Genomic DNA, 17,561 nt, shown 5'->3' with positions numbered 1-17,561 from the left:
TTTTTTAGATTAAAAATCAACGTTAAGTCCGAATGTTACTGTTCTAAAGATAGGCGTACCTGCTCTTTGAGACCCATAAGCTCTTGGGTTGCTACCATCTATATGTTCTGGGTTAAAACCGTGATAATCATCAGCAGTTATATAAAGTAAATTCTGAGCTGTGGCGTAAACTCTTAATCCAGCTACACCTATACGATCTGTTACATCATTTGGTAAGTTATAGCCAAGGTTTACATTACGTAAAGAGAAGTAGTCTGCACTAGCAATAACATCACTCGTCAATACTTTTTCTTGGATGAATGAAACATCTGATACAAGACCATTAGCAACTGCTTCTAACTCTCCTCCACTTCTAGTTCTATTCCCAAACCAATTGTAGAAATATTGATCACCAATATTATTAACCTGAGCACCTAAGCTACCTTGAACCATGAAAGAAAAATCAAAGTCTCCAATTTTAAACTCATTGGTGAAACTATATACTAAATCTGGATAAGGACTTCCTAATATAGTCTTGTCTTCTTCGGTAATTAAGCCATCACCATTTAAATCTTTAACAATAGTATCATCAGACTGACCATTGATCCTGTTCCAAGGACTATCTACATATGTTGTTCTAAAAGAAGTTTCATCAAAAGCTTCTTCATCAACTACGTAACCCCAAAAAGAAGATATAGGCTCACCTATTCTATTAATCCATTGAGAGTTTCGACCATAATCATCCTCAATTAGGGCATTGTTAGAATCACCAAAACTTAATAGTTCATTAGCATTGGTAGAAGCTATTATTGTAGAATTCCAAGAGAATTTTTCGTTAGAAACGTTTCTAGTTCTTAACTCAAGTTCAAAACCTCTGTTTTCAACTTCACCTAAATTCACTATACCACTATTAAATCCAGATATGTAGGAAACAGGATTATTTAAAAGTAATTCATCACTTGTTCTTTTGTAGTAATCAATTGAACCAGACACTACGTTACCGAAAAACCCATAATCCAAACCAATAGTTAATTCTTTAGAAGCTTCCCACTGTAATAATGTATTAGCTATATTCAATGGAGAAACACCTGCTGCGATACTACCATTATCAATTGAATTAGAATTTTGCAATAAAGCTAAGTAAGGCCATGCATTTACAATATCATCACCTACATTAAAATTCTCTGCTCCAGTAAGACCGTAACTAGCTCTAAATTTCAACGTATTAACCGCGTCGCTATCTAATAAGAAGTTTTCCTTAGCAACATTCCAACCTAAAGAAACGGCCGGGAAGTTACCCCACTTAGAATCTATTCCAAAAACTGAACTACCATCACGTCTAAATGAAGCATTTACTAAATACTTTCCTTTATAAGCATAATTAACTCTAGCAAAATAACCTAACTTTCTAAGTTCTGTGTTGATTTCTGTAGGAAGATCCACCAATGTAGCTCCTTGAAAATTCTTAAGTAAGTCATTTGAAAAACCACTACCAGTAGTTATACTTTCTTCTGATGTTCTTTTTTGGATTGTAGCACCTAATAATAAATTTAGATCGTGATCATCATTAAATGTCTTAGTATAATTTAATGTATTATCAGAAATAACTCTAGTTCTAAATCTATTAGCTAAATAATAAGCAGCTCTTGAATTACCACTAGCATGATTTAATACTCCATCATATCTAGTTCTTTTTCTTTGCTCAAGAGTTACACCTAAAGATGTTTTAGCAGTAAGCCCATCAAGAAGCTCATAACTTAAATATGTAGAACCAAATAATTTGGTATTGTACTCAAAATGCTCTCTTTCTACATACTGAGCGTATGGGTTAGAATCACCAGAAGTACGAGGTCTACTATCATTCCCATCTCCGTTTACATCTAATTCAACAAGATGATTTTCATAGAAGTAATCTCCTACCCCAACATCTGGATAAACATCTCTATTTATAAATTGTAATGATTCTTCTGTATGGTATATTGGTAACCAAGGAGATTGACGTGTAGGATTGTGTATCGATGTAGGCAATCTTCTTTGTTTAGTATAAGAAGGAGTAGCTCTAATACCAAATCTTGCTTTTTCCCCGATTTTTGAATCGACCTTCATATTAGCAGAGAACAATTTGTAATCATCAGTAATAACAACACCTTCATCATGAAGATATCTTAAAGATGTACTGAATTTAGTATCCTCGCTACCACCTCTTGCAGATAAAGAATGACTTGTAATAGTTCCTCCATCGAAGAAAACATCTTGCCAATCTCTGTCAACACCAGTGGCTTTAACCAATAATTGAGCATATTGAGTTTCATTAGAAAGTGTACCCGTAGCATCTAATTCAATTGCAGCCCAATCAGCTACACTTTTTCTATAATCATCACTACCATGAGCACTTTTAATACCCGTGTAAGTTTGATAGCTGAATTTAGTCTTACCTGCTTTACCGCTTTTCGTAGTAATTAAAATTACCCCATTAGAACCTTCACTACCATAGATTGCAGCAGAAGCCGCATCTTTTAATACTTCAAATGATTCAACATCATTCATATCTAGATTACCAAGGAAGTCAGAACTTACAACAACCCCATCTATTACCAATGCAGGACCAGAGTCAGCAGTTACAGAACCAATACCTCTTATTGTAATGGTTGGAGCGCCACCGGCTTCAGCATTGGTCGCTTGAATATTTACACCAGATACTTGACCTATTAATGCATCATCTACCCTTGAAACAGCTATTTGATCTAATGTTTCATTCGTTACTTTAGAAATAGAACCTGTTATAGTAGATTTCTTTTGCGTACCATAACCAACTACCACAACTTCATCAAGTTGACTAGCGTCTTCGGTTAAGGTAACAGTGACAGTTTTTTGAGCAACAATAGCTACATTTTGAGTACTATACCCTATATAAGAAATACGTACTATATCACCACTAGCTACTTGAATGGTAAAATTTCCGTCAAAATCACTTTGGGTACCTCTTGTTGTGTTTGCTACAAGAATGTTCGCACCAGGTATCGGTACATTGTTCGCATCTGTTACGGTACCCGATAGATCGTAGGTATCTTGTGCAAATAATTGAATGTTGACCAGCAACATCGCAACCATAAAAATTTTCAGTTTAAAATTCATCTGTGTTAAATTAAGTTAGTTCTATTGAATTGGCATTTGCCATCTTTTTGATCTACTTAAAATGCGAGTACTTATTTCGCATCATAATCTCTAATTTACCAATACACACATTTTCATTTTAAATCAATGAAAATCCCTATTTTTACAGGAAATGTGTTTATAGTAATATTTACATGTTTGTGTATTACTTCCCTTCGAAATGAAGTAATGTTTTTATTAAAAAGGATGGGCGAGCACCCGTCCTTTTTTTATGCAATTTCTTCTAAGGCTTCATGTCTCATTTTTAAGTTAATACTGGATCGCTATTAATTATATTTTAACTGGTTTACCAAATTGGTTCGTCAAACTGGTTTACCAAATATATGTTATTATATTGTTAAAAAAAATTACTTTGACGATTTACAGCCTCTAAAATTATCATTTCCTATAAATTCAACAGTAAATTTTATACAATTGATAATATCTTAAGAATTTTAACTACAAAACAAAAACGGCTTAAAACATTAATGTTTTAAGCCGTTTGATGCAGAATATCATGACGATAAAATCAAGTTCTGCATTCCTACACAAATATTTTAATGCATCCTTAGCATTTTATAAATTTTAACAGTTTACTTATTTAAAATTCTGTTATGAAACTCAAGTATGTGGATAAAAGATATAATCCATTTTAATGAAATAGTTATGATTCTAAAGAAATAGATGTATTAATTTAAACCTAATTTCTGATTTCAACTTATGATTAAATTGGAAGATTTAAGCCTTCGATATTATTAATAAAAATATCGAATTTAAAGTACTATAAACCATCGTTGGAAAAAGGTGCTAGAGAGAAGAAAATCATATGTAATAAAACATATAAAAATAAAAAAAGGCTTTCATTTTCATGAAAGCCTTCTAACCTGTGGGCCCTACTGGATTCGAACCAGTGACCCCCTGCTTGTAAGGCAGGTGCTCTGAACCAACTGAGCTAAGAGCCCCAAAAGGAGTGCAAATATATAATACTTTTACATTCCACAAAAGAAAAATCAATAAAATTTTAAAGAACTTCTGAGACAACAAAATTACTACCGCCTACATAAATTAAATCATTCGTTTTTGCCGCTTTTTTTGCCGCTTTAAATGCCTTATTTACAGACTCATAAATATTACCTTTAAAATCTAGCTGATAAAATAGGTCTGCTAAAATATTTTCGTCTAAACCTCTAAATATTTTTGGTTTACAAAAATAATAACAGGCATTTTTAGGAAATAACGGTATAATTTTACTGATATCCTTATCCTTCACAAAACCTAATACAATATGAAGCTCATTAAAATCTTGCTCTTTCAATTGATCTAACACAAGAGATATTCCTTCCTTATTGTGAGCAGTATCACATATTATGGTTGGTTCATTTCCTATTTGCTGCCAACGCCCCATTAAATTAGTATTTTCCACCACTCTTTGCAGCCCTATTTCAATATTAACCGTGGTTACATTAAAATGTTTTAAAACACTCAGAACGGCTAAAACCCCTTTGACGTTTTTCCTTTGGTAAGAACCAAGTAGACCAATTTTATAATCATGATATTCCTTATCATCTGCAAAAATAATATTAGCACCTCGCTCATAAGCAATAGATTTAAAAACTGGCGCAGTCTCTTCATTAAACTCACTGATAACCACAGGAACGTTAGTTTTAATAATTCCAGCTTTCTCTTTAGCAATAAGAGGAATTGTATCGCCTAACATATCCGTATGGTCTAAACCAATATTTGTAATTAAACTTACCTCTGGCTTAATAATATTTGTGGAATCTAACCTACCTCCCAAACCCACTTCTATAATGGCAATATCCACTAACTCCTCAGCGAAATAAGAAAATGCCATACCTACGGTCATTTCAAAAAAAGAAAGATTATGAGTTTTAAAATAAGACTGGTTTTCAGCAATAAAATCAACTACCCAATTTTTGCTTATCTTTTTTCCGTTGATGCGAATTCGCTCTCTAAAATCTTTTAAATGTGGAGAAGTATATAAGCCTACCTTATAGCCTGCTTCTTGCAAAATAGATGCTAGTAAATGACTGCTAGAGCCCTTACCATTGGTTCCTGCAACATGAATGCTTTTAAATTCAGTGTGTGGTTCACCTAAATGACCTGCAAATGATATGATGCCATCTAATTTAGAATTAAAGGCTACTTTACCTTTATTCTGATACATTGGAAGTTGAGCAAACATCCAATCTAAAGTCTCTTTATAGGTCACTCTCCTAATTTGAAGTTAACAACAACAAAACCTACTTGTTGATTTGGAGCATTACTATCTAAATTCCATTTATGCATAAAGGCGGTCTTCTTAGCAGGCTCTAACAAACATGGATTATTATTTGTAGTACCTCTAACACCAGGTTCTGCACTAATAACCTTACCGTTTCTATCCACAATAATCTTAACAACAACCCTACCTGACTCGTTACATTCTTGCTGTACTTTACCTTTATTCACCAATGAACGACCATTAAGTCCATACCCACCAGTACCACTACCGCCACCTGGGGAACCATAGTAGCTAGTTGCATAAGGATCACCATCTGGTTGCCCCTTATCTCCTGCTCTATTATCATCACCTTCACTTCCAGAAGCCGTACCGTCAGATTTATTGAGTCCGCCCATCATTTCATCTAAAGCCTTCTTTTTGGCTTCTTGTTCTTGGCGAGCTTTATCTTCTGCGTCCTTCTTTTGCTGTGCAATTTTAGCTGCCTCAGCTTTTTTCTTGTTTTCTGCAACTTCTGCTTTTCTTTTTGCGTCAGCAGCAGCCTCATCAGCCTTTCTTTTAGCTTCTTTTGCCTGGTTGATTTTTACAGCTTCCTCATTTTCTTGAGTCAAAAATTTTTCGGCTGGCGATTCCTTCTCCGCCGCAGCCTCCTCAACCTCTTCTATTGGCTCCTCTATCGACTCAGCAACTTCTTGTTTAGTTGGCTCAACGGGAGGTGTATCTAAAGGTTCTGATTGAATTTTTTCTTTTGGCTGAACTTTACCACTGCCAAATTCCATAGTACCAAAATTAACTGAAATACCATTTTCTTCTGGAGGGTCCATATAAGTTAAACCTATATAAAATAAAACCAATAAGAGTGCACTTAACAACAATGTGGTAAGTGTCAATGATTTCTTTTTATGTTTGGTATCTAAAAATGCCATTTAATTTGGGCGTACGGCCAAAATAACCTTATAATTATTTCTATTAGCGATGTCCATAACATTTACAGCTTCTTTAATAGCAACGCTTTCTTCTGCTCTTAAAATTATGGTAGGACTATCTTGTCCTGCCAAAGCTTTCTTCAATTCAATTTCTATGTACTCTCCATTAATGCGTTCATCATTAACGAAATACTGAAGATTTTTATCGATACTTACCGATACGTTTTGCGTATTTGTTGATTTTCCTTTTGCTTTTGGTAGCAACAAATCTAAAGCGTTCGGTGAATTTGCAGTTAGCATAAAGAATACCAATAACAAGAATACAATATCTGTCATTGAAGACATGCTAAAGTCTGGACTGACCTTATTTCTTCCTTTTAATTTCATAGTATAAAATTAAAGAGGTTCGTTTAATAAGTCTAAGAATTCTACGGCGTTAGCCTCCATTTTATGAACCACTTTATCAGTTCTGTTCACTAAATGGTTATAACCTACATAAGCTATAATACCTACTATTAGACCTGCAACAGTAGTTGTCATCGCTGTATAAATACCCGATGCCAATGAACCCATTTCCGCTTGACCACCGCTACTTGCCATTTCATGGAAGGCTAAGATCATACCAATTACGGTTCCTAAGAAACCAATCATTGGAGCTGCACCGGCTACAGTCGCCAAAATACTTACATTCTTCTCTAGTTTATAAACTTCAAGAGTACCTGCGTTTTCAATAGCGGTATTTATATCATCCAAAGGTTTTCCTATTCGTGAAACACCTTTTTCAGTTAATCTTGCCACTGGAGAATCAGTCTGAGCGCATAAAAGTTTTGCCGCATCTAACTTACCCGAAGTAACATAATCGCGAATTTGATTCATAAAATTCTTATCTATTTTTGATGCCGCATTTACAGCAAGCAATCGTTCAAAATAGATATACAGAGCAACACCTAACATAATGAACAGTACTGTAATAATAATCACACTACCCGTACCTCCGTTAAATATTAAATCTATAACCGAAAGAGTTTTCTCTTCAGACAATAATTCATCGCTCGCATCTTGAGCCAAATCCTGGTATAATAACATAATATTCTTTAAGTATTGAATTTGCCTTTATAACGATGAATTGCGAATTAAATTATGCGTTGAGCACAAAATCTCTAAGCAAAATGAAAACGATGGCTCCACTTATAAAACCAACAAATGCCAACCATGCAATTTTTTTAAGATACCAAAAGAAATCAATTTTCTCCATACCCATTGCAACAACACCTGCCGCAGAACCAATTATTAACATACTACCGCCTGTTCCTGCAGAATAAGCAATAAAATGCCAAAGTGGATTATCCATAGGCTCGCTAAACATACCCATACTGGCCGCAACCAATGGTACGTTATCAATTACAGCAGAACCTAAACCAAATAACATAACAACGATATCGGTATTAGGTATTGCTTCATTTAGTGCTCCAGCAGCATTAAAAAGAATTCCTAATGATTCCATAGCAGCAACTGCTAACAAAATCCCAAGGAAAAATAATATACTTGGCAATTCAATTTTTGATAATGAATGATGAACCGGACTATGATGACCTTCGCTATCTTGACCTTCTTGTTCCACAGAAGAAATACTAAATTTCTTATTACTGTATATCTCAGCAAAAGTTGCTACCACGGCTAAAGACAACATCATACCAACATAAGGAGGTAAATGTGTTACCGTTTTAAAAATTGGAACGAATAAAATAGCTCCAAGACCTAAATACAACATTACGCCGCTATATTTGGATTTCGAATTCTCCCCTTCCAATTCGCCATCTATCAACCCTTTAAAAACCTTGAATCTACTTGCAATTACAACAGGTACAATCATACATACCAATGAAGGTAAAAGAACGTGTAGCACTAACTGCCCCGCACTTACCCTATTTGCAATCCATAACATAGTCGTTGTAACATCACCAATTGGTGACCAGGCCCCACCTGCGTTAGCCGTTATAACTATCATACCGGCAAACCATAATTTTGTTTCTCTATCTTTAATAACTTTTTGAAGTATCGTTATTAAAACTATAGTTGCAGTAAGGTTATCAATAATGGCAGATAATATGAAGGCTAATATTGAAAATAACCAAAGTAATTTTCCTTTTTCTTTTGTTTTAATAAAACCTTTTATAGTAGCGAAACCGTCGAAATAATCAATTATTTCCACAATCGTCATAGCACCTAACAAGAAGAACAGAATTTCAGCAGTTTTACCTAGATGATGCAAAAGAGACTCCTCCATCATATGCATTTTCTCTTGATGCCCTAAAGACGCAAATCCATCTACCAAACCTTGCTTAGCAGAATCGAACCAATTTGTAAATCCGTCAATATCCAAAGCAATTAATGCCCACAATATAGCCATCATGGCTAATGCTGGTATTAACTTATCAATTTTAAGATTGTGTTCTAAGGTAATGGCAAGGTATCCCGCCAAAAAAACAATAACAATGATGGTTTCCATTTTCGTTGGTTTTTTAAATAACTAGTTATTAGTTGTCAAATATAGGTTCTAATTCTAAAAAAAATAATCCTTAAAGATATTTAAAATTGTCTGTGAATTCCTAATGATTTCACAATAATTCTAAAGATACCTGACATCCAAATACTTAAATCATTGCTAATTTAAATTTAACAAGTTTTTATTGACCCTATTTTAACGCTTAACAAAATGTTAAATATTAAGACTCCACAAACCAAGTACTAAAGTCCATTATCAAAACCAACAAAATTGGTGCCTTTAGTTGAATATTTAACTGGTATATCTTTATCTTTGAGAAGTTAACCCTTATATATATTAGATGGATTTTTCATTGAATGAAGAACAAAGACTTATACAACAAGCTGCACGTGATTTTGCTCAAACAGAGCTATTACCAGAGGTAATTGAACGTGATGATGCGCAAAGATTCCCTAAAGAGGAAGTTAAAAAATTGGGCGAGCTTGGTTTTCTTGGAATGATGGTTGACCCTAAATATGGAGGTAGTGGTCTAGACACACTTTCATACGTTTTAGCAATGGAAGAAATTTCAAAAATAGACGCCTCTACTTCTGTAGTTATGTCTGTCAATAATTCTTTGGTTTGCTGGGGGTTAGAAAAATATGGCTCAGAAGCTCAAAAAGAAAAATATCTCACCAAATTAACTACCGGAGAACAAATTGGAGCATTCTGCCTTTCTGAACCTGAAGCAGGTAGTGATGCTACTTCACAGAAAACCACAGCAATTGACATGGGAGACCACTATATTGTAAATGGAACTAAAAACTGGATCACCAATGGTGGTACGGCAAGTACCTATATTGTAATAGCACAAACGGACAAAGACAAAAAGCATAGAGGAATTAATGCCTTGATTATAGAAAAAGGTGCACCTGGATTTGAAATTGGACCCAAAGAAAATAAACTTGGTATTAGAGGTAGCGATACACACTCTCTTATATTCAATGACGTTAAAGTACCAAAAGAGAACAGAATAGGTGAAGATGGCTTCGGTTTCAAGTTTGCAATGAAAACATTGGCTGGCGGTAGAATAGGTATTGCAGCTCAAGCCTTAGGTATTGCTGCAGGAGCTTATGAACTAGCATTGAAATATTCTAAAGAACGTAAAGCTTTTGGTACTGAAATTAGCAATCACCAAGCAATTGCCTTTAAACTGGCAGATATGCATACCGAAATTCAAGCAGCAAGATTACTTGTTTATCAATCGGCCTTAGATAAAGATAACGGAAGAGATTATGATTTATCTGGTGCTATGGCAAAATTATACGCATCTAAAGTTGCCATGGAAACCTCAGTGGAAGCCGTACAAATTCATGGAGGCAACGGCTTTGTTAAGGATTACCACGTTGAAAGATTAATGAGAGATGCTAAGATTACTCAGATCTACGAAGGCACATCTGAAATTCAAAAAATTGTAATTTCAAGAAGTATTTTAAAGTAAAAAACTCAAACACAAAACAATCACCCCTATTTTTTATAGGGGTGATTGTTCTCAATACCACCATCTGCTTTGTTATACTACAAATAAAGCTGAGCTTAATTGTTAGAAAGCAATAAAAATCACAATTCACCCCCACCAACTCTCCTATATTTACTGAATTTTAACTTAAATTTATCAATCTGATAAATTGAAGGTTTCAAAAATCCATAATTATCGATTTTTTAAGCTTTTATTTATTTCGTTGAGTTTTTTATTTGAATTTGTTCTAATCACTGAATATAATTCAATTAAATTGATATTTTTGAATAAATACCACAAAGGATGACACTGAAGAAGCAAGGATTATATCTACCGGAATTTGAACATGATAACTGTGGGGCTGGATTTATATGCAGTCTTAAAGGAAAGAAGTCCAACGACATTATACATAAAGCGTTGGAAATACTTGAACGATTAGAACATAGAGGTGCAGTTAGTGCAGATGGTAAAACAGGAGATGGAGCAGGTATATTAATTGATATTCCTCACGACTTTTTCCAGGCCGTTTGTGACTTTGAATTACCAAAAGTTGGCGATTATGCCGTTGGTAATATATTCTTTCCTCGTAAAGAAAATCAACGTGATTTCTGCATTTCAGTTTTTGAAGAGAATATTAAGAAACAGGGGTTAAAATTATTAGGATGGAGAAATGTTCCTGTAAACAGATCGATTCCTGGTAGAATTGCAGCTGAAACTGAACCTTTTGTAAAACAAATATTTGTTGCAAAAGAAAACGAAGAACAGGATTACTTCGATTTCAACCTAAAATTATTCATAGCAAGAAAGACTACGGAACATACTATAATAGGTTCAAAATTATCTGAAAATAAATTTTTCTATGTCCCTAGTTTATCTACCAAAATTATAATATTCAAAGGACTATTGATGCCTTTGGACATTAGTCTTTATTACTCGGACTTAATGGATTCTAGAGTAGTTACAAGATTAGCTTTAGTTCACCAACGTTTCTCTACAAACACTTTTCCTACCTGGGATTTGGCACAACCTTTTAGATACATGTGTCATAATGGTGAAATAAACACCTTAAGAGGAAATGTTACTAGAATGTTCTCCAGAGAAGAATTACTGAAAAGTGATATGTTCGGAGATGAAATTAAAAATGTTCTTCCAATAATATTACCAGGCAAATCAGATTCAGCTACAATGGACATGGTAGTTGAGCTATTATTAATGACCGGTAGATCTTTACCTGAGGTAATGATGATATTGGTACCTGAAGCTTGGGAGAAAAATGCAGAAATGTCTGAAGCTAAAAGAGCATTTTACGAGTATCATTCTTGTATGATGGAACCTTGGGACGGACCAGCATCTATACCATTTACCGATGGTAACTTTATTGGTGCCGTGCTAGACAGAAATGGATTAAGACCTTCACGATACACAGTAACAAAAGATGACTACGTAGTTATGTCTTCTGAAACTGGTGTTGTTGACATAGCTCCAGAAAATGTAGATTTTCATGGAAGATTACAGCCAGGTAAAATGTTCTTGGTAAATATGGAGGAAGGTAGAATTGTTAACGATGAAGAAATTAAAGAAAACATCGCTCAAAAATTCCCTTATAAAAAATGGCTAGAAGATAACTTAGTTCATCTAAAAGACATTCCATATAATGATTGTCCTTTATTTTTAGGTGAAGAAACGCTTGAAAAAAGAAAATCAGTATTTGGTTATACTTTAGAGGATATTAATACTATTGTTCTCCCAATGGCCAAAGCAGGTAAGGAGCCAATAGGATCAATGGGGTCAGATACCCCTATTGCTGTACTATCTCAAAGACCTCAATTAATATATAATTATTTTAAACAACTATTTGCTCAGGTTACCAACCCACCACTGGATGGTATTCGTGAAGAATTAATTACAGATATAAGTTTAACCTTAGGTAGTGACCATAACATATTTGAATTTTCTGAATTACACTGTAGAAAACTTAAAATTCAAAACCCTGTTATTTCAAAAGAGGATTTAGATAAGATTAAAAATTATGATGTAAGTCCAGATTACAAGGTAGTTTCATTACCTATGCTATATTCTATAAAACAAGGACATAATGGACTTGAAGACGCTTTACAATCTTTATTGGACCAAGCATCTAAATCTGTTGATGAAGGAGCTAACATTATAATTCTATCCGATAGAAATATAAATGAGGAAATGGCACCTATTCCAGCCTTGTTAGCTTGTTCATTTGTAAATAGCGGATTACAAAAATTAGGAAAGCGTTCTAAATTAAGTGTGATAATTGAATCTGCAGAACCTCGTGAAGTACATCATTTCGCTTTATTATTCGGTTTTGGTGCTAGTGCAATTAACCCATACTTGGTTAATGAGATTATAGCAGAGCAAATAGAGGAAAATGATATTACCGATATTTCTTTCGATGAAGCCATTAAAAATTACAATAAGGCTATAGGAAAAGGAATTTTAAAGGTGATGAACAAAATTGGTATTTCTACTCTTAACTCTTACCGTGGTTCTCAACTTTTTGAATGTATTGGTATCAACACAAAGGTCGTTGACAAATACTTTCCTAATACACCAACACGTATTCAAGGTATAGGTCTTTACCAAATAGAAAAAGAAATAGCATTACGTCATCATAAAACATTTAGTAAAAAACAAGTAGCCGCTAATCTAGATTTAGAAATAGGTGGTGAATATAGATGGAGAAGAGACGGTGAAAAACACATGTTTAATCCGTTATCAATTGCGAAACTTCAAAAATCGGTTCGTAATAATGAACCTAACACTTATAAGGAGTATTCAAAGATGGTTAATGAGCAATCAAAAAACCTTATGACAATAAGAGGTCTTTTTGAATTTTCTAACTATGATCCAATTCCTTTAGAAGATGTTGAACCTTGGACAGAAATTGTAAAAAGATTTAAAACGGGAGCAATGTCATATGGCTCAATCAGCAAAGAAGCTCATGAGAATTTAGCTATTGCCATGAACCGTATTGGTGGTAAAAGTAATTCAGGCGAAGGTGGAGAGGATGCAAACAGATTTTACAAAAACTCTACTGGTGACTGGAGAAATAGTGCCATTAAACAAGTGGCCTCAGGTAGGTTTGGCGTTACATCTAATTACTTAACAAACGCTAAGGAAATTCAAATAAAAATGGCACAAGGGGCCAAACCTGGTGAAGGTGGTCAATTACCTGGACCAAAAGTAAATCCTGAAATAGCGAAAACTAGAAATTCAACTCCTTATGTAGGCTTAATTTCACCACCACCACATCATGATATATATTCTATAGAAGATTTATCTCAACTTATTTACGATTTAAAATCTGCGAATAGAAAAGCAAGAATTAATGTTAAATTAGTTTCAGAAGTAGGTGTAGGTACAGTTGCTGCCGGTGTTGCAAAAGCTAAAGCAGATGTAGTTCTTGTTTCTGGATTTGATGGGGGAACAGGAGCATCTCCTTTAACTTCTCTAAAACATTGTGGATTACCTTGGGAACTTGGTATTGCCGAAGCACAACAAACTCTAGTATTAAATGATTTAAGAAATAGAATTGTTCTTGAATGTGACGGTCAATTAAAAACTGGTAGAGATGTTGCAATTGCATGTTTATTAGGTGCAGAAGAATTTGGTTTCGCAACAGCTCCTTTAGTAGCATCAGGATGTATAATGATGCGGGTTTGTCATTTAAACACTTGCCCAGTTGGTATAGCTACTCAAAATCCAGAATTAAGAAAGAAATTTAAAGGAAAGCCCGAACACGTAGTTAACTACATGTATTTTGTAGCACAAGAGTTACGTGAAATAATGGCTCAATTAGGATTTAAGACTATTAATGAAATGGTTGGTCAAGTTCAAAAACTAGATAGAAAAAAGGCAATAGACCATTATAAAGCTGCTGGTATAGACTTAACACCAATATTACATCAGGTTGATGTACCTAAAGGAACTAAATTTTATAATACAGAAAAGCAAAAGCACGATATAGATAAATCTATCGAGTTTGATATTATTGCAAAAGCCAATCCTTCCCTATTTAGAAAGGAGAAACTTAGTTTAGATTATCCAATCTGCAACACAGATCGTGCAGTAGGAGCCATAATTAGTAATGAAATCTCAAAGACCTACGGTGCAGAAGGATTACCTATAAACACTTTAAGACTTAATTTCACTGGATCAGCAGGTCAAAGTTTTGGTGCATTTGCCACAAGAGGATTAACCATGATCGTTAATGGAAACACTAATGATTATTTAGGCAAAGGGCTTTCTGGTGCAAAATTAGTCATCAAAGTTCCTGAAAAATCAACTATTGTTCCAGAAGACAACGTAATTACCGGCAATGTTACGTTATATGGAGCTACCGCAGGTAGAGCGTATATTAATGGTAAAGCAGGAGAACGTTTTTGCGTTCGTAACTCAGGCGCAAAAGCTGTAGTGGAAGGTATAGGAGATCACGGTTGTGAATATATGACCGGTGGTGTTGCTGTTATTCTTGGCGAAGTTGGAAGAAACTTTGGAGCTGGTATGAGTGGAGGAATAGCCTACGTTTTAGATAATAATAAAACATTCAAAAAACGCTGTAGTGCTGAAGGTTTAAACCTTTTAGAAGTAACAGAAGCTAGCGATATTAAACAGTTGAAAGATTTAATAGAAAGTCATTACAACTCAACATCTAGTCCATTAGCTCAACGTATTTTAGAAAATTGGGAATCTTACTTACCTAAATTCGTTAAGGTCTTACCTGAAGAATACAGACAAGCTTTAATTAGATTAGAAGAAGAAAATTTACAAACTATTTAAAATCGGAATATGGGAAAGATAACAGGATTTTTGGAATTCGATAGAAAAATTGAATCATACGAACCGGTTGAAGAACGTTTAAAAAATTATAAGGAATTTACTGTGCCGCTTCCTGAAAAGGAACTAAAAGAGCAAGGTGCTCGTTGTATGGATTGTGGTATACCTTTTTGTCATAGTGGCTGTCCTTTAGGAAATTTGATTCCTGATTTTAACGATGCAGTTTACAGAAGTAAATGGGAAAAAGCTAGCGAAATTTTACATTCAACTAATAATTTTCCCGAATTTACGGGAAGATTATGTCCAGCCCCATGTGAAGAAGCTTGTGTTTTAGGAATTAATGAAGATCCAGTAAGTATTGAAAATATTGAAAAAAATATTGTAGAAACTGCCTTTAAAAAGGGATGGATCGTTGCCCAACCCCCATTAAATAGAACTGGTAAAAAGGTTGCTGTAGTTGGATCTGGTCCTGCTGGATTAGCAACTGCTCAACAATTAAACAGAGCTGGACACGATATTACTGTTTTTGAACGAGATGAAAAACCTGGCGGTTTATTACGTTATGGTATTCCAGATTTTAAAATGGAAAAAAATGTTATCGATAGACGTTTAGAAATCCTAAAAGAAGAAGGTATATCATTCTCATGTGGAGTTCATATTGGTGTTGATATTCAAGCAGATAAACTTAAAGAAGATTATGATGCTATCGTATTAACAGGTGGAGCTACCATTAGACGCAATCTACCAATAGAAGGTTCAGATTTAAAAGGTGTCGTTCAAGCGATGGATTTTTTAGGTCAAAACAACAGACGTGTAGACGGTATTAAAGATTTAGGCGAAGAAATTAAAGCCACTGACAAGGATGTAGTTGTTATTGGTGGTGGAGATACTGGTTCCGATTGTATTGGAACTTCTTTTCGCCATGGAGCAACATCTGTTTCGAATTTTGAAATTATGCCAATGGGTACTGCTGAAAGACCAGAAGGTCAACCTTGGCCATTTTGGCCTATGAGACTTAGAACAAGTTCTTCTCATAAAGAAGGTGCTGAACGTTTCTTTAGTATATCTACTAAGAAATTTATTGGTGATTCAGATGGTAATTTAACAGGATTAATAACGTCGGAAGTAGAATGGATTAAAACTCCAGGACAACGCCCACAGCTAAAAGAAGTTCCTGGTACGGAAAAAGAATGGAAATGTGAATTGGCATTATTAGCATTAGGTTTCACAGGTTCTGAAAATACCGTCGCTAGCCAATTAGGATTAGAAATGGATGCCAGAACAAATATTAAAGCATCCGAAAATAATTACAAAACTAATGTTGCAGGTGTATTTGCTGCTGGTGACCAAAGAAGAGGTCAATCCCTAATTGTTTGGGCTATTTCTGAAGGCAGACAAGCTGCACATCATGTAGACAAATATTTGATGGGTGAAACAGCTTTACCTCTTAAAGGTGAAGGCGATTTGCCAAGAGTATAATATATATTAAAGATTTCTAAAAAGCACACAACATTGTTGTGTGCTTTTTTTTGCGTAAATATTAAAAATATAGCTCTGGTACCAAAACATTAAAGTACTAGCGTTTGAAAAGAAGAACTACCATGTTGTCTTAAAGTTTATTCTTAGCACTAAATTCTTTTATACCAGTAAGAATAGCTTTTAAAATTCAGGATTACAAAATAATAAAAGGTAAAAAATTTAAGAAAAATCTTCCATAGAGACCAAAGTTAATTTTTATCGACACTAAAGAAGCCTATCAATTCTATAAATATATTAACACTAAATTTGAATTACGGGAAGATAATGTATATGATGATGTCCCATTAAAATTAAAAGAGTAGCAATATTTTTTACATTATACGTAGTAAACATACCTAAAAAATCAATTGATTAGTCCTTATTGCGGCAGATGCTTTTTAAGAAAGGGCTAATATAGATCCATCAATGGAACATCTATTTAGTTGCAAAAAAGATAACTAGTTTAAATCGAACCTTTATTATTGTGTTGTACCGGATGCCGGGACGGGTTCATGTTGTTATATATAAAATGTTCTTTGCACGTCTTGATACGTAAGGACCGTATCCCTTGCGTTAAATCTATGGCATAAAAAAAGCCCCTTACATTTCTGTAAAGGGCTTTCGAAAAAGGCGGCTACCTACTCTCCCACTTGGTATAGCAGTACCATCGGCGCAAACGGTCTTAACTTCCCTGTTCGGAATGGTAAGGGGTGGGCCCCGTCGCCATGGCCACCTAAGTTTTAGATCGGGCATTCCCGAGCGCGGCCTCCGCCGCAATATCGTTGACATGAATGGAACAGGATCCTATAAAGGAAAGAAGCACTTATAGTATTAAGCAATTTTCGTAATAAAAAGAAAGAAGTAAAGATCGTCGTCCGCCCCGTTCCTAAGAACGGGACGAGCGTATGCGCAAGCCTGACGGGCAATTAG

General features: G+C 34.6%; 9 protein-coding genes, 1 tRNA gene and 1 rRNA gene. 3 read left to right on the top strand and 8 right to left on the bottom strand.

Translation table 11 applies throughout. The features are described 5' to 3' along the window. Nucleotides 1–9: 9 nt before the first annotated feature. From BM296_RS17050 to nhaD, 7 genes are all read right to left on the bottom strand, one after another. Nucleotides 10–3,114 carry a SusC/RagA family TonB-linked outer membrane protein gene (locus BM296_RS17050; protein ID WP_027068112.1) on the bottom strand — a complete coding sequence of 1,035 codons (3,105 nt, stop codon included), beginning with the start codon at nucleotides 3,112–3,114 and terminating at the stop codon, nucleotides 10–12. 905 nt (nucleotides 3,115–4,019) lie between these two features. Beyond that, a tRNA-Val gene (locus tag BM296_RS17045) sits at nucleotides 4,020–4,094 on the bottom strand. Between the two features lie 59 nt (nucleotides 4,095–4,153). Then, on the bottom strand, nucleotides 4,154–5,365 hold the full coding sequence (locus BM296_RS17040) for a bifunctional folylpolyglutamate synthase/dihydrofolate synthase (protein ID WP_091904940.1): 1,212 nt from the start codon (nucleotides 5,363–5,365) through the stop codon (nucleotides 4,154–4,156). Then, a complete protein-coding gene (locus BM296_RS17035) occupies nucleotides 5,362–6,300 on the bottom strand; it encodes an energy transducer TonB (RefSeq protein WP_091904937.1) in 939 nt (312 codons plus the stop codon). Before BM296_RS17035 ends, BM296_RS17040 begins: the two co-directional genes overlap by 4 nt. Then, nucleotides 6,301–6,687: an ExbD/TolR family protein gene (locus BM296_RS17030; protein WP_027068115.1), complete on the bottom strand. Its 387-nt coding sequence runs from the start codon at nucleotides 6,685–6,687 to the stop codon at nucleotides 6,301–6,303. A 9-nt stretch (nucleotides 6,688–6,696) separates the two neighbouring features. After that, on the bottom strand, nucleotides 6,697–7,386 hold the full coding sequence (locus tag BM296_RS17025; protein ID WP_027068116.1) for a MotA/TolQ/ExbB proton channel family protein: 690 nt from the start codon (nucleotides 7,384–7,386) through the stop codon (nucleotides 6,697–6,699). Between the two features lie 52 nt (nucleotides 7,387–7,438). Then, nucleotides 7,439–8,809: a sodium:proton antiporter NhaD gene (gene nhaD / locus BM296_RS17020; RefSeq protein WP_027068117.1), complete on the bottom strand. Its 1,371-nt coding sequence runs from the start codon at nucleotides 8,807–8,809 to the stop codon at nucleotides 7,439–7,441. A 337-nt stretch (nucleotides 8,810–9,146) separates the two neighbouring features. On the opposite strand from nhaD, the gene BM296_RS17015 reads away from it, so the two are divergent. The 3 genes from BM296_RS17015 (at nucleotide 9,147) to BM296_RS17005 (ending at nucleotide 16,592) form a co-directional block, all read left to right on the top strand. After that, entirely contained in the window at nucleotides 9,147–10,286 is a 1,140-nt protein-coding gene (locus BM296_RS17015; protein WP_027068118.1) for an acyl-CoA dehydrogenase, read from the top strand. A 321-nt stretch (nucleotides 10,287–10,607) separates the two neighbouring features. Beyond that, complete coding sequence (gltB, locus tag BM296_RS17010; protein WP_091904934.1) at nucleotides 10,608–15,116, top strand: glutamate synthase large subunit; 4,509 nt, start codon at nucleotides 10,608–10,610, stop codon at nucleotides 15,114–15,116. Nucleotides 15,117–15,125: 9 nt separating this feature from the next. Further along, complete coding sequence (locus BM296_RS17005; RefSeq protein WP_091904931.1) at nucleotides 15,126–16,592, top strand: glutamate synthase subunit beta; 1,467 nt, start codon at nucleotides 15,126–15,128, stop codon at nucleotides 16,590–16,592. Between the two features lie 664 nt (nucleotides 16,593–17,256). Here the strand turns inward: BM296_RS17005 and rrf are convergent. Further along, a 5S ribosomal RNA gene (rrf, locus tag BM296_RS17000) occupies nucleotides 17,257–17,368 on the bottom strand. Nucleotides 17,369–17,561: the final 193 nt, after the last annotated feature.

The organism is Maribacter stanieri (genome assembly GCF_900112245.1).
GTDB classification, from domain to species: domain Bacteria; phylum Bacteroidota; class Bacteroidia; order Flavobacteriales; family Flavobacteriaceae; genus Maribacter; species Maribacter stanieri.
This window is presented reverse-complemented; position numbering and strand designations above follow the sequence as displayed.

Excerpts from the sequence above, each read along its gene's own strand:
- BM296_RS17050 (WP_027068112.1), bottom strand. The coding sequence starts at position 3,114 with ATGAATTTTAAACTGAAAATTTTTATGGTTGCGATGTTGCTGGTCAAC.
- BM296_RS17035 (WP_091904937.1), bottom strand. The coding sequence starts at position 6,300 with ATGGCATTTTTAGATACCAAACATAAAAAGAAATCATTGACACTTACC.
- BM296_RS17030 (WP_027068115.1), bottom strand. The coding sequence starts at position 6,687 with ATGAAATTAAAAGGAAGAAATAAGGTCAGTCCAGACTTTAGCATGTCT.
- BM296_RS17025 (WP_027068116.1), bottom strand. The coding sequence starts at position 7,386 with ATGTTATTATACCAGGATTTGGCTCAAGATGCGAGCGATGAATTATTG.
- nhaD (WP_027068117.1), bottom strand. The coding sequence starts at position 8,809 with ATGGAAACCATCATTGTTATTGTTTTTTTGGCGGGATACCTTGCCATT.
- BM296_RS17015 (WP_027068118.1), top strand. The coding sequence starts at position 9,147 with ATGGATTTTTCATTGAATGAAGAACAAAGACTTATACAACAAGCTGCA.
- gltB (WP_091904934.1), top strand. The coding sequence starts at position 10,608 with ATGACACTGAAGAAGCAAGGATTATATCTACCGGAATTTGAACATGAT.
- BM296_RS17005 (WP_091904931.1), top strand. The coding sequence starts at position 15,126 with ATGGGAAAGATAACAGGATTTTTGGAATTCGATAGAAAAATTGAATCA.